General features: G+C 69.7%; 12 protein-coding genes and 1 pseudogene. 10 read left to right on the forward strand and 3 right to left on the reverse strand.

Annotated features, from left to right (window positions below; genetic code table 11):
- Positions 1-25: 25 nt before the first annotated feature.
- On the reverse strand, positions 26-1675 hold the full coding sequence (locus ASC60_RS13550; RefSeq protein ID WP_159043257.1) for an IPT/TIG domain-containing protein: 1650 nt from the start codon (positions 1673-1675) through the stop codon (positions 26-28).
- A 548-nt stretch (positions 1676-2223) separates the two neighbouring features.
- Between ASC60_RS13550 and ASC60_RS13555 the strand changes: the two genes are divergently transcribed.
- From ASC60_RS13555 to ASC60_RS41645, 3 genes are all read left to right on the forward strand, one after another.
- Complete coding sequence (locus ASC60_RS13555) at positions 2224-3015, forward strand: IPT/TIG domain-containing protein (RefSeq protein WP_055550438.1); 792 nt, start codon at positions 2224-2226, stop codon at positions 3013-3015.
- Between the two features lie 154 nt (positions 3016-3169).
- On the forward strand, positions 3170-4432 hold the full coding sequence (locus tag ASC60_RS13560; RefSeq protein WP_055550440.1) for an IPT/TIG domain-containing protein: 1263 nt from the start codon (positions 3170-3172) through the stop codon (positions 4430-4432).
- 136 nt (positions 4433-4568) lie between these two features.
- Positions 4569-5102: a hypothetical protein gene (locus tag ASC60_RS41645; protein ID WP_159043258.1), complete on the forward strand. Its 534-nt coding sequence runs from the start codon at positions 4569-4571 to the stop codon at positions 5100-5102.
- Between the two features lie 291 nt (positions 5103-5393).
- Here the strand turns inward: ASC60_RS41645 and ASC60_RS40775 are convergent, their stop codons facing one another.
- Complete coding sequence (locus ASC60_RS40775) at positions 5394-5549, reverse strand: MFS transporter (RefSeq protein WP_107097070.1); 156 nt, start codon at positions 5547-5549, stop codon at positions 5394-5396.
- A gap of 698 nt (positions 5550-6247) precedes the next feature.
- Between ASC60_RS40775 and ASC60_RS13570 the strand changes: the two genes are divergently transcribed.
- Positions 6248-6919: a hypothetical protein gene (locus ASC60_RS13570; protein WP_234356935.1), complete on the forward strand. Its 672-nt coding sequence runs from the start codon at positions 6248-6250 to the stop codon at positions 6917-6919.
- 559 nt (positions 6920-7478) lie between these two features.
- The gene (locus ASC60_RS13575; RefSeq protein ID WP_055550445.1) at positions 7479-8312 is read left to right on the forward strand and encodes a PIG-L family deacetylase; all 834 of its coding nucleotides are present in this window, start codon (positions 7479-7481) and stop codon (positions 8310-8312) included.
- A gap of 312 nt (positions 8313-8624) precedes the next feature.
- On the opposite strand, the gene ASC60_RS13580 is transcribed toward ASC60_RS13575, so the two are convergent.
- On the reverse strand, positions 8625-9587 hold the full coding sequence (locus tag ASC60_RS13580) for an NADP-dependent oxidoreductase (protein WP_055550447.1): 963 nt from the start codon (positions 9585-9587) through the stop codon (positions 8625-8627).
- 132 nt (positions 9588-9719) lie between these two features.
- On the opposite strand from ASC60_RS13580, the gene ASC60_RS13585 reads away from it, so the two are divergent.
- From ASC60_RS13585 to ASC60_RS13595, 5 genes and pseudogenes are all read left to right on the forward strand, one after another.
- Entirely contained in the window at positions 9720-10709 is a 990-nt protein-coding gene (locus ASC60_RS13585; RefSeq protein WP_055550449.1) for a GlxA family transcriptional regulator, read from the forward strand.
- A gap of 86 nt (positions 10710-10795) precedes the next feature.
- Positions 10796-12211: a M1 family metallopeptidase gene (locus tag ASC60_RS13590; RefSeq protein WP_055550451.1), complete on the forward strand. Its 1416-nt coding sequence runs from the start codon at positions 10796-10798 to the stop codon at positions 12209-12211.
- A 406-nt stretch (positions 12212-12617) separates the two neighbouring features.
- A pseudogene (locus ASC60_RS42840) lies at positions 12618-12686 on the forward strand (hypothetical protein); the annotation flags it as partial.
- 103 nt (positions 12687-12789) lie between these two features.
- On the forward strand, positions 12790-12957 hold the full coding sequence (locus tag ASC60_RS42845; RefSeq protein WP_234356959.1) for a hypothetical protein: 168 nt from the start codon (positions 12790-12792) through the stop codon (positions 12955-12957).
- A 25-nt stretch (positions 12958-12982) separates the two neighbouring features.
- Entirely contained in the window at positions 12983-13411 is a 429-nt protein-coding gene (locus ASC60_RS13595; RefSeq protein ID WP_234356952.1) for a PadR family transcriptional regulator, read from the forward strand.
- Positions 13412-13449: the final 38 nt, after the last annotated feature.

A 13449-nucleotide genomic window follows, 5' to 3' on the forward strand; every position in this document is an offset into this window, starting at 1 on the left:
GATGGCTGGAGGGAGCTTTGGGCGGTCAGGTGTAGAGGAAGGCGTCGGGGGCGGTGGCCGTAGCGCTCGTCGTCGTCACGGTGACGTCTGCGGGTCCCGGCGCGGCCGCGGGGGGAGTGACGGCGGCCACCCGGGTGGGGGAGATGGCCCCGAAGTCCGCCGGTGTGCCGCCGATGGTCACTGCCTGTGTGAACGCGAGCGCGGTTCCTGCGATCAGGACGGGCGTGCCGCCCGATGTCGGCCCGGAGGCGGGGGTCACGGAGGTGATGCCGGGCGGGTTCGTGTAGGTGTAGACCGCCCGCCCGTAGGAGTTGCTCCGGGTGACCACGGTGACCGGTACCGGTCCGGGGGCCTGTGCGGGCGGTACCGTCACGGTGACCCTGTCGTCGAGGACGGTCGAGGGGGTGACGGACACGTCGCCGAACCGCACTTCGGTGGTGGTGATCAGCCCCCGGCCGGTCACGGTCAGCGTGCCGCCTCCGCTGAGCGGGCCCGAGGTCCGGCTGATCCCCGTCATCACCGAGTCCTGGAGGTAGTAGAAGCGTCCAACGGTCCGGGTGGTGTTCTGGCCGATGGTGATGTTGATCTTGACGTCGCTGACGAAGAGCGGTGAGACGGCGCGGATCTCGTGGTCGTTGATGACCGTGAACGAGGCTGCGGGGAGGCAGCCGAAGCGGACGGCGGTGGTGTTGCCCAGCCCCTCCCCGATGATGGTCACCGGCGTTCCGCCTGACATGGGCCCCACGTTGGGGTACACGCCGGGCGGTGGGCTGATCACCCGCACGGTCTCGTTGCCGTTGTTGACGACATAGATCTCTTGGTCGTCCGGTGTGATCACGAGCCAGGACGGAGCGTGGAAACCCGCCACCGTGGTGAGGTCCTTGTGGGCGATGAGGTCGAGGACGGCGACGCTGTCGTCGCCGTCGCACGCGACATACGCCAGCCCCCCGTCGCTGGTGACCGCCACGCCGAAGGGAATGGGGAGTCCGGTATAGCTGTCCACCACGGAGTGGATGGTGGTGTCGATGACGTCGAGCCGGTCGCCGCCGTACTCGGTCGCATAGACCCGTTCCCCGTCGGGCGAGACCGCCACGCCCCGGGGGAAGGTGAAGCCGGTGAGCACGGCGGTAACGGTGTCGGTGGCCGTGTCGATGACCCGGACCGTGTTCGTGCCCTCTTCCGTGACGTAGACCTCGCCCCCGTCGGGGGTGACCGCCACGTTGCGCGGCCCAATGCCGACCGGCACGGAGCCGATGACGGTGTTGGTCGCCGTGCTGATCACATCCACGCGGTCGCCGCCCTGGCTGGCCACGTAGACGCGGGAACCGTCGGGTGTCACCGCCAGGCCGAGCGGCTTGCTCAGCCCGGTGATGACCTGGGTGACGGTGCTGGTGGCCGTGTCGATGACCGCCATGCTGCTGGTCCCGAAGGAGGCCACATAGGCGTGCAGCCCGTCCGGAGCGATGTCGATTCCCCAGGGGCCGGGGGGCACGGCGATGGTGGTGATGACGGTGTGGGTGGCGGTGTTGATGACGCTGACGCTGCCGCTGCCGAAGTTGGTCACGTAGACCCGTTGGCCGTTGGGGGTGACCGCGGCGTAGATCGGGCTGCTGCCCACCTGGATGACATCCGGTAACAGCAGCGGTTTTTCCGTGACCTCGGTGACTGTGTCCACGGCGGCCTCCACGGCTCTGTTCCTTAGGCGTCAGGATGAGCACGAAAGAGAAAGGATGTACAGAATCCCCTGAGAAATATGACAATAGATGGGTGGGGTTGGGCGCCCATCGGGTGGACGCGAATTCCTGATTTCCGGTCGCGGTCGGCCCGTAGGCCGGCCCGCGGGATGCGCCACCACACCCGCTACTCGCGCCCCGTTGCGCTACTGATGAATCGGCCCAGTGGGCGCACAACGGCGCACACTGCGCACCAGCAGGGTTCTAACCATATTTGCATATGACTTCCCTGGTGCTCTAATTCCACCTATCGCCTCCTTCAATCCATTGCTTGAATCAGTAAGAGCGGGATTGACGGCGCCCCTTGCTATGGCGCCCAGTCACTTCACATCGGGCGATCCGACCCCCAGGAACCGGCGCCGAGGCAATGGGCCCTCACATGCGCCCTCCCCGCGCCATCAGGGCATCCCACACGGTCATCACGGGCCGCGTGCAGCCATCACCTGCTCTTCATCCCGGCCCAGAGCGTCACCACACAAGGAGAAAGATCATGGCAACCATCACCTCGCTGGTCGACACCACGACCGGCACCAACCAGGGCAAACCTGGGGACACCGTCCAGATCAACGGCACCGCTCTGTCCGCCACCACCAGGGTGAACTTCGGTTCGGCGGCGGTCACCCCGGCCACGGTCACCGCCACCCAGGTCACCTTCGTGATTCCCAACACGGCGCCGTGCTCCGGCCAAGTTTCCGTCAGTGTCACCAGCAACACCGGCGCCACCAGCAACGCCCTGCCCTTCTTCGTCATCGCCACGCCGACCACCACCGGACTCAGCGTCACCTGCGTCTCAGCCGCCACGGGCGGTCCGGTGACACTGTTCGGCACCAACTTCCTGACCGGCACGCAGGTCGGGCTCGGCACCGTCGGCAACGTCGCGGTCACCCCCACCCAGGCCAGCCAGGTCACCTTCACCGCCCCGGCCAACCCCGGCCAGGTCGGCACGGTGTCCACCCAGCCGGTGACCATCACCACCGCCGGCGGCACCAGCACCTCGGGCACCACCCTCATCGACTACTACCTCGCGCCGACCATCACCTCGGTGGTCCCGGCAACGGGCACAGCCGGAGACCAGATCACCATCAACGGAACCGGCTTCGTCAACGTCGACACCGTCACCTTCACCGACAGCGCCGCCGCCACCGCCACCGCCGTCTTCACGCCCATCAGCGCCACCCAACTCGTCGCCACCGTGCCCGGCGGACTCGCCACCGGCGCCGGAACCATCACCGTCCACACCTGCGGTGGCGACTCCAACGCCCAGGCGTTCACCATCACCTGACCACCTGGGACGACCGGGCACCGACAACACGAACCACCAAGTCGCCGCCCACGCGTTCGGCGCACGGGCGGCGGCGCCCCGCCGCTCCCCGGCCGGCCGGCATCTGGCCGGGGAGCGGCCCGTAGGTACGAGAAGGCAGAAAAGAGCAACCACCATGGCCCCCGTAGTGACCAGCGTCAGCCCCGCCCAAGGTGCTCCATCGGGGAGTACTCCCGTCACCATCACCGGGTCCGGTTTCATCGGCGTCACCGCGGTCAGGTTCGGCCCCAACCTGGCGACCAATGTGGTCGTCGTGAGCGATACCCAGATCACAGCCAAGACGCCCGCGGGGGCCGGCACGGTCAAGGTCACGGTTACCGGACCGACAGGAACCAGCACACAGAATGTCTTCTTCACCTACACCACGGTCGTGGCTCCGACTTTGACCTCGCTCAGCCCGGCCTCGGGGCCGGCCTCGGGCGGGAACACGGTCACCATCAACGGCGCCAACCTCACCGGGGCGACCTCGGTGAAGTTCGGCGCCAACACCGCCACGATCCTCACCAATACCGCCACGCAGATCACCGTCATCGCCCCTGCGGGCACCGGCGCCGTGGGCGTTACGGTGACCACGCCCGGCGGCACCAGCAACGCACTCGTCTACACCTACACCACGGTCGTGGCTCCCACTTTGACCTCGCTCAGCCCGGCCTCGGGGCCGACCTCGGGCGGCAACACGGTCACCATCAACGGCACCAACCTCACCGGCGCCACTCAAGTGCTCTTCGGCCTCAACCCGGCGACCATCCTGACCAATACGGCCACGCAGATCACCGTCAGCGCCCCCGCAGGGGCGCCGTCCTCGGTCAACGTCACCGTCACCACGGCTGGCGGAATCAGCAATCCGCTGCCGTACTTCTATATCGCCGCGCCCACCGTCAGCGACGTGTCCCCGCATCTCGGCCCGGCCACCGGAGGCAACACCGTCACCATCTTCGGCAGCAATCTGACCCTCACCAGTGCCGTCAGCTTCGGAGGGAACCCGGCCACGGCCATCAACGTAATCTCCGACAGCCAGCTGACCGCCACCGCTCCTCCCGGATCCGGCACGGTCACCGTCACCGTCACCACACCGGGCGGCACCAGCACGGCAGGTACCGGGAATCCGTACTACACCTATCTCGGAGCCCCTGTCCTGACCAGCCTCAACCCGTCTCACGGCTCCGACACCGGGGGTGACGTGATCGTGCTCAACGGCAGCAACCTCACCTACACCGACGCGGTGACCTTCGGCGGCGTCCCGGCCTCGTTCTCGGCAATCTCCGACACCCAGGTCATCGCGACATCCCCGGCCGGGGCACCCGGCACGGTGAACGTCGTCGCGCACACCCCGGCCGGAAACAGCAACCCCCTGCCCTACGTCTACGACCCAACCTGAGAGGCCGTACGCGAGCTGCTCGACCGCCAGCGCAGCGCGTTTCGCTGTGCGCTGGCGGTGCTCGACTGAGGACGAGACCGCCGCACCCCGCGTCTGGGGGCTCCACCCAGACTGGACCATCCGATAATTTGCTGGCGTGGATCAGGGACTCGCTGCATTGCTCGGTGCTTTCGTCGGGGTCGTCGGGACTACCGCATCTGCCGTGGTCGCGGGCCGGTACCTACGTCAACAGGCACGGGACCAAGCTCACATCGACCATGCACGATGGCGCCGCGAGATCCGCCAAGAGGCCTACGCGGCGACGCTTGTCCCCATCACCGAGGCACGCGAAGTCGCGCGGCAGGCATCCCGTGCCCTTGTCCAAGCGCAGGCTGAAGCTGATGTGGCAAGCCTGTTGGGCCAGCTGGACAAATTGATACGGACGATTCAGGCCTCCTGCGCTCGTTTGCACTTGGAGGGCCCTCATGAGGTGGCTGCGTCTGGGGAAGCAGTGCTCACGGCGCTGCGAGTAGTCGACAACAATCTGGTGACCTGGAAGCAGAGCCGGGCATCGTCTCCTGAGTCCCAGGCCGAGTACATCGAGCGCCACACGGTGAAGGCTGCGGACCTCGCCGACTCGATCAATGGCTTCGCGAATAAAGCCAGCACAGCGCTGGACGCCACCGGATAACAGCCGACGCCTACTCCGCGGCGCCGCTGGTTGTGGGCCGGGTTTCCAGCGACCGGTCCCCGATAACCGCTGCCAGGCTCCACCAGCCAGGGCAGGCCAGAGAGGCCCGTTCGGTAGGGCGGCCACCTGGCCCACGCACTGACCGGGCCGACCGCGGGTGAGTCCGCTCGCCGCTCCCGGTCTTGTCCGTGCGCGCCCCGAAGGCGTGAGGCAAGCGCCTCACCGCCAGTCATTCCCGTGGCTCGGGCGCCCGGGCTTCGGCTGAGTCCTCGACAGGCCGTTGCCATAGGGTCACCCCCTGGCGTTGACGAGCCAGAGCACCAGGACGGCCGTGCCCATCCCGAGTCCGCGTATGGCGAGGGGGAGGATTTCGGAGAGCATCACCCAGGTGACCGGGGAGACGGCTGCCTGCTGGAAGACCAGGAAAGCGGCCTCCGAGTCATCCATGGCCGCTGCTCACCGCTGATCGGCGCACCATCCGGCACCCCCGTTACCACTGCCTGCACCCGCCCGGCCGGACGCCCGTAACCGCCTCGATCGTGGTCGCGGGCCGCCTGGGCAGAAGGGGAGTGGGCTGGGCGGGCTCTGCGTACGCTGAGCAGAGGTGACATCTGCCCGGCCGGGACGTCGACCGAGTTCGCCATCGGCCTCGGCCGAGAGGAAGGCTCGCCCGGGCTTGATGCATACCTTCGGCCCGGCGACATCGCGCACGCGGTACGCGTAGTCCTTGAACAGCCCCGGACAGTACGGACGGCGGTGTGGCAGCTGTGGGGTACTCCGCATCAGAGCTGAGCGGTCCGACGTGGCCACTCCTTCGCGTCGGGGACGGCATCTGCGCGGCCCGCGCCCGCGGAGCCAGGCGGGATCGCGCGCCAGCAGGCTGATGCCGGCCAGGTATGGCCGATATCGACCTGCTGGCTGTCTTGATGCACCCCGGATAATTTTGCCGTTGCCGCCGCGCGCTGTCGGCGCGGCGCCTCGGCTTGGAGGGGCTCATTCCGCCTTCCGCCGTCTGACGCACTTCGGGTTTCCTCTGTTCTTCTCTGTTCCATCGCGTCAATCGGGAACGCAGTGATGGTCATTCACGCCCGTGGAACGGTTCGGCACCTTTTCCGGATCAAACGAAGACACCCTGGGAGACACACGTGAGAAAGCTGAAGCTGGGCAGTAGACCGGCCCGATCAGCCGCCGCGCTGGCAGTCGGCATACTGATGGTGACCGGCCTGTCGGCCACGTCGGCCGGCGCCGCGTCATCCTCGGCCGGCGCCGCGCCCGAGCTGGGCGTTCGTTTCTACCCCGACGGCAACGGCCAGTGCGACGGGCCGACGAATCCGCCGGAGCGGTGGGTCGGCGCGGCCGACTGGACCACCCCCATCCGTCTGGACACCGACAACCGCGCGGGCGGCTGTCAGCTGGCCTTCGGCCTCTACGACCCGTCGAACTCCCTCGCGGGCCTGACCGCCACCTACACGTGGGAGGCAGAGCCCGGCAGCGACGACACCCAGTGCCAGAACGGGGGCACGAAAACGATCCCGATCAAGCCCTTCAAGACGTTCGGCGACCCCATCCGGGTGGACACCGACGGCCGAGCGGGCTGGTGCAACCTCACCTTCACCCTCGCCGGGCGCTCGGACATCGTCCTTGATGTGCAGTGGTACGGCGATGGCGGCTACGACGCCTCGGACCAGTGCAAGAACTACCGCCCGACAGGCACCTGGCAAACGGTCTATGAGGGCAACTCCGTGACGGTGGGCGACGACACCGACGGCCGCGCCGGCGGCTGCTATCTGTCGCTCCGCCTGAACCGCCAGTTCTAGCTGCCGGCGCCGTAAGCGAAGCGAACCGCACGCGACCCGCCCTCCGGCCCGCGCGGCCGGAGGGCACCGTCCCTCGGCGGGGAAGAGCGGTGGCGGCGGGCCGACTACCGCCACAGCGTCGCCGCCCACGCCGGTGGACCGGCCGCCGAACAGAGCCCGATCCTCAAAGGCGGGCCACCAGTCCGTCGGAGCGGACCCGCGTGTTCGACCTCTGCCTCCGGCAGGCGTTCCGGATCGCCTTCCGGACGCCGAAGCCGGCTGGGGCCCCGGAGGGCGCGCCGGCCGAGGCCGAGCCGACGGCGGCGTGACCTGACCGTCGTACGAACGGACGGTGCTGCGGCCTCGCCGGGCGTGCCCCGGTCGACGCCTGGAAGACCAAACGGCCGCATAGGGAACAGCCGTCCCGGCGGCACGGTTGCATCGACCGGGGGACCGGCGCCGCACGGCGGGAAACGGGGAGACCACACGGTCGTCCGTCCACCGGGATCCGGGCCCCAGGATCGCGGCACGCCCGCCGCGCACTTCGTATCGAGATGTGTTTTCCGCAGGAGGACTTTTCATGACTGACCGGCCCTTGACACTCATGGCAGTACACGCCCACCCCGACGACGAGGCCACCGGAACCGGAGGGGTTCTCGCGCGGTATGCGGCGGAGGGCATCCGGACGGTTCTCGTGACGTGTACCGACGGCGGTTGCGGTGACGGTCCGGGGGGTGTCAAGCCGGGCGATCCCGGGCACGATCCGGCGGCCGTCGCCTTGATGCGCCGTCAAGAACTCAAGGAGAGCTGCGACGTCCTGAAGATCAGCGATCTGGAGATGCTCGACTACGCCGACTCCGGGATGATGGGCTGGCCGAGCAACGACGCCCCCGGATCCTTCTGGCAGACCCCCGTGGAGGAAGGCGCCGCCCGGCTCGCGGACCTCATGCGGCACTACCGACCCGATGTGGTCGTCACCTATGACGAGAACGGCTTCTACGGCCACCCCGACCACATCCAGGCCAACCGCATCACCATGGCGGCGCTGGAGATGACCACGCTGACACCGAAGGTGTACTGGACGACGATGCCCCGCTCGATGATGCAGCGGTTCGGGGAGACCCTGCGCGAGTTCGGGGAGGACATGCCGGAGCCGGACCCCGCCGAGGCCGCCGCGCTGGCCGAGATCGGCCTCCCCGACGATGAGATCACCACGTGGGTGGACACCGCCGCGTTCAGCGGCCAGAAGTTCGACGCGCTGGCCGCGCACGCCAGTCAGGGCGAGAACATCTTCTTCCTCAAGATGGGCAAGGAGAGGTTCGGCGAGCTGATGGGCATGGAGACCTACGTACGGGTCAAGGACACCACCGGCGCCGCCGTACCCGAGAACGATCTCTTCGCCGGACTGCGCTGATCCGCCCCGCCGACCGGGCTCCGGGAAAGCTCATCGGCCGCACGGCGCGATCGTGGGCACAGGTCCGCGGACGACGAGACGGCGGCGAAACGCGTCCCGTGGGACGCGCACCCTGACATGGTGCGCGTCCCGGGTATCGCCAGGAGGGCGAGGGGCGCCGCGACCGGTGTGGACGCCGGTCGCGGCGCACACGTGGCTCAGGCGAGGATGTCGACAGCACGCGCACGACGGTGCCGGTGCGTGCGGCGAGGGCGTGGACGACCCGGGCGCCCATGGTCCCGGTGCCGCCGACGACGAGTGCGGTTGCCGACGTCACCGCGTCACCTCCAGCACCAGCTTGCCGCGGGTGCGGTTGGTCTCACCCAGCCGGTGGGCCTCGGCGGCCTGCTCCAGGGCGAAGGTGCGTTCGACCTCGACGCGGACCGCGCCGGAGTCGACCAGGCCGGCGACGGCCGTCAGAGCGGCGGCGTCCGGCTCGACCAGCAGCGGGCTGGTGCGCACCCCCGCCTGCCCGGCAGCGGTGGCCAGGGTGTCCCGGACACCGCCCGGAATGGAGATGACCAGGCCGCCTCGCCGGGTCACCGACACCGAGCGCACATCGGTGTCATCCGCGGACCCGACCAGGTCGATGACGACATCGACCTTGCCCGTGGCCTCCTCGAACCGCTGCCGCGTGTAGTCGATCGTCTCGTCCGCGCCCAGTCCCTCGAGCCAGGTGTGCCGGGGCTCGCGGGCGGTCGCGATCACCTCGGCGCCGAGGTGCTTGGCGAACTGCACCGCCAAGTGCCCCACGCCACCGGCCGCGGCGTGCACCAGCACCCGCTGCCCGGCGGTGACGCGCGCCGTGTCCACCAGGGCCTGCCAGGCGGTGAGCGCCGCGAGCGGCAGAGCCGCGGCCTCGACGTGCGAGAGCGAGGCCGGCTTGCGGACGAACTGGCGGGACGGTGCCGTGACGAACTCGGCGTACCCGCCGGCCGGGCGCGGGAACCACGGCATGGCGTACACCTCGTCGCCGGGTGCGAGCGTGGTGACACCGAAGCCGACCTCCTCGACGACGCCGGAGACGTCCCAGCCGAGGATCAGCGGCAGCGTCTGCAGCCCGGCCATGCCGTGACCCGCGCGGGTCTTCCAGTCCACCGGGTTGATTCCGGCGGCGTGCACGCGCACCAGCACCTCTGTCGGCAGTGGCTCGGGGCGCGCGACCCGGCCGGCGGTCAGCACGTGCGGCCCGCCGAACTCCTCGATGGTGACGGCGCGCATCGTCTGCTCGCTCATACTTTCCTCGCTCATATCCGCTTCGCATGTCCTTCGGTCCGGGCCAGGGCGGCCCGGGCACGTGCTTCAGCCTCGCCGACGCCCACCGACGCCGTGAGTGGCTGGACGGCCACCTGTCGTACCATTCCGGCCATGCCGCATCGTGTTGCCGTTCTCGCCCTCGACGGGGTCATGCCGATGGACCTGGGCGTCGCGGCCCGGGTGCTCAACGAGGCCCTCGACCCGGCCGGAGCGCGGCTCTATTCCGTGACGACCTGCTCGCTCGGCGGCCGGCCGGTCCGCACGAACGAGGGCTTCCGGATCGTCGTCGACGACGACGAGTCCCTGCTGGAGGACGCGGACACCGTGGTGATCGCCACCCAGGAGCCCGACGAACATCTGCTCGCCACCGGCGAGTTGCCCGCCCGGGTCGCCACGGCCTTCGCCCGGATCCGGCCCGAGGCCCGCATCGTCAGCCTGTGCACCTCGTCATTCCTGCTCGCGGCGGCCGGTCTGCTGGACGGCCTGCGGGCCACCACCCATTGGTCGCTGTGCGGCCGGTTCGCCCGGCAGTTCCCCGACGTCGAGGTCGATCCGGACGTGCTGTTCGTCGACAACGGCCGCATCCTGACCGCTGCCGGCGGGGCGGCCGGCATCGACCTGTTCATCCACCTGATCCGCAGGGACCACGGCGCGACCGTGGCCACCTCCGCGGCGCGACGATGCGTGGTGGCTCCCTGGCGCGAGGGCGGCCAGGCACAATTCATCGAGCACCCGGTGCCGAAGGAGGCCGACCGTTCCACCTCGGCCACCCGCCAGTGGGCACTGAACCGGCTGGCCGAACCGGTCACGCTGCAGGACATGGCCCGCCACGCCCACATGAGCGAGCGCACGTTCACCCGGCGATTCCGCGCCGAGGTGGGCACGAGCCCCCTCCAATGGCTGGTGCAGAGCCGGCTGACCCAGGCGCGCCGCCTGCTGGAGTCCAGCGACCTGACCGTCGCGCGCATCGCCACAGCCTGTGGCTTCGGGGACCCCGTAGCGCTGCGCAAGCACTTCCACACCCACCTCGGCCTGTCCCCGCTGGCCTACCGCCGCGCCCACCGCGCACCCAGCCCGAGGACCCGCGACAACGCGCCATGATGTGACCCGAATCGGGGGGTGAGAGGGGGGCCGATTGCCTACTCTGAGGATCCTTTGAGCACACGCCACCCCCCAGGAGCGCGCACGTGACCCAACCCCGCATACGCACCACCGTCCTCGGCCGCGGAGCCGTCGCCGCCACCGTCCCCGTCGTCGTGGCGGCCCTGCTCGCGGCGGCCGGGCCCGTCGCCGCTGCCGGGCGGGCGGGCGCCCCCGGTGTCGGCGACCCCTACTTCCCGCGCGCAGGCAACGGCGGCTACCACGTCGCCCACTACGGACTGACGCTCGGTTTCGACCCGGCGAGCCGTCACCTCACCGGCAAGGCGATCCTCACCGCCCGCGCCACCCAGCGCCTGGACCGCTTCGATCTCGACTTCAAGGGCCTTCGGATCACCGGTCTGACCGTCGACCGGGCCAGGGCGGCGTACAAGCGCAGCGGTCAGGAACTCGTCGTCACCCCCCGGCGCGCCCTGCACAAGGGGCAGGGGTTCCGCGTCACGGTCACCTACCGGGGCAGGCCCGCCCCGGTCACCGACCCCGACGGTTCCCCCGACGGCTGGATCCCCACCGACGACGGCGCGTTCGTCGCCGGTGAACCACAGGGCGCCATGACCTGGTTCCCCGCCGACAACCACCCGCTGGACAAGTCGTCGTACGACATCACGATCACCGTCCCCAAGGGCCGCGCCGCCATCTCCAACGGCGTCCTGCTCGGCCGGAGCACCCGCAAGGGGAAAACCACCTTCCGCTGGCGGCAGACCGAACCCATGGCCGCCTACCTCGCCACCGCGACCGTCGGGAAGTTCGAGGTCAAGCAGTACAGGACCCGTAGCGGCATCAAGGTCTACGACGCCGTCGACCCGCGCGAGGCCACCGCCGCCGCGCCCGTGCTGAAGAAGCTGCCGTCCGTGCTGGAGTGGGAGAGCAAGCTGTTCGGGCCCTACCCGTACCGCGCCGCCGGCTCCATCGTCGACCACGCGCGACACGTCGGCTACGCACTGGAGACCCAGACCCGGCCCGTCTACGGCAGCGCCCCCGACCTGGGAACCCTGGTCCACGAGAACGCCCACCAGTGGTTCGGCGACTCCGTCTCCCTCACCTCGTGGAAGGACATCTGGCTCAACGAGGGCTTCGCCAGCTACGCCGAGTGGCTCTACGAGGAGCAGCACGGCGGCGCCAGCGCCCAGGAGAGCTTCGACGACCTGTACGCCACTCCCGCGGGCGATCCCCTGTGGGCGTTCCCGCCGGGCAACCCCGGCAGCGGCGCCAAGATCTTCGGCCGCCCCGTCTACGACCGCGGCGCCATGGCCCTGCACGCCCTGCGCACCGCCGTCGGCGACCGGGTCTTCTTCCGCGTCCTGCGTGCGTGGGCCGTACAGCACCGCCACGGACACGGCACCACCGCCCAGTTCCAGCGCCTCGCGGAACGGCAGTCCGGGAAGGACCTCGGTCCGCTGTTCAGCAAGTGGCTGTACGCCCAGGGGAAGCCCCGTATCCCCTGACGTGAAACAGGGAGCCAGTCCTCCAGGCCCCGGGCCAGGTCGGACAGGTCGAAGCTGTCGCTCGCGGGCGGGGCCTGCACCGTGACCGGCTTGTTGATCTGACCGGTGCGCCGCTGCCGGTGGGCCCGACTTCGCCGGTGCCTCGCCGGACGTGGCTGCTGGGGACGGTGACGGTGCGCGGCGGCCGGTCGGGGGTGGGCGAGCCGTTCGATGAGGCCCCCCGTGCTGATGCCGAGGTTGAGCGCGAGGACGGCCGTGGGGGAGACGGCTCCTCGCCATCATCGGCGTCTGGATCGCCCTGCTCACGCCCGCCTCGGTCACGCTGTCCCTGCGCATCGCCGACCTCGACCCCGAGGGCAAGACGTCGTCGCTGACCCTGGTGGCGGGCGTCGGGGCGATCTTCGCGATGGTCGCCAATCCGGTCTTCGGGCACTTCAGCGACCGCTGTACGTCCCGGTGGGGGCGACGGCGACCGTTCGTCGTCATCGGCACCCTCATGGGCGGCGCGTCCCTCTTCGTCATCGGTACGGCGCCCCATCCCCGTCGTCCTCGTCGGCTGGTGCCTGACCCAGGTCGCGATGAACGCCGCCATGGCCGCCCTCATCGCCCTCCTTCCCGACCGCGTGCCGGAGGAACGCCGCGGCACCGTCTCCGGTCTGATGGGGATGACCAACCAGGTCGCCACCGTCAGCGGCACCTTCCTGATCGCCGCCACCGGCACCCAACCGGCCCGCCAGTGGCTATGACCTGCTGAAACTGTTCGACACCTCGCTGGCCACCGTCTGGCCGGCGACCCAGAGCCAGATCTACACCGAGCTGACCAAGCCGGCGCGCGGCGGGCTGATCACCGTGGCCGCCGAGGGGCCGAGGGGCCGCAAGGAGTACGCCCTCACCGAGGAGGGGATGGCCGAGCTCCGGCATTGGCCGACCGAGACCACGCCACAGCGGAACACCCGCAGCGAGATCCTGCTGCGTGTGTTCTTCCTCGGTGTGCTGACTCCCGGCCAGGCGCGGACCCATCTCGCCGAACTGGCCGACATGTCGGCCCAGGGGGAGGAGAGCCTGCGCCGCCTGGCCGAATTCATCGACTGGGACGACGACAACCTCTCGTCCCACGGCCGGATCGTTCTGGAATACGGCCTGCGGTTCAACGCCATGCGCCGCGAATGGGCCGAGTGGGCGGCCGGGCAGATCGCGTAGGTCCCGGGCCGGCGGGGCATCGACCGGACGGCGGTGCC

Source organism: Streptomyces sp. NBRC 110028, from assembly GCF_001417735.1.
GTDB lineage: Bacteria > Actinomycetota > Actinomycetes > Streptomycetales > Streptomycetaceae > Streptomyces.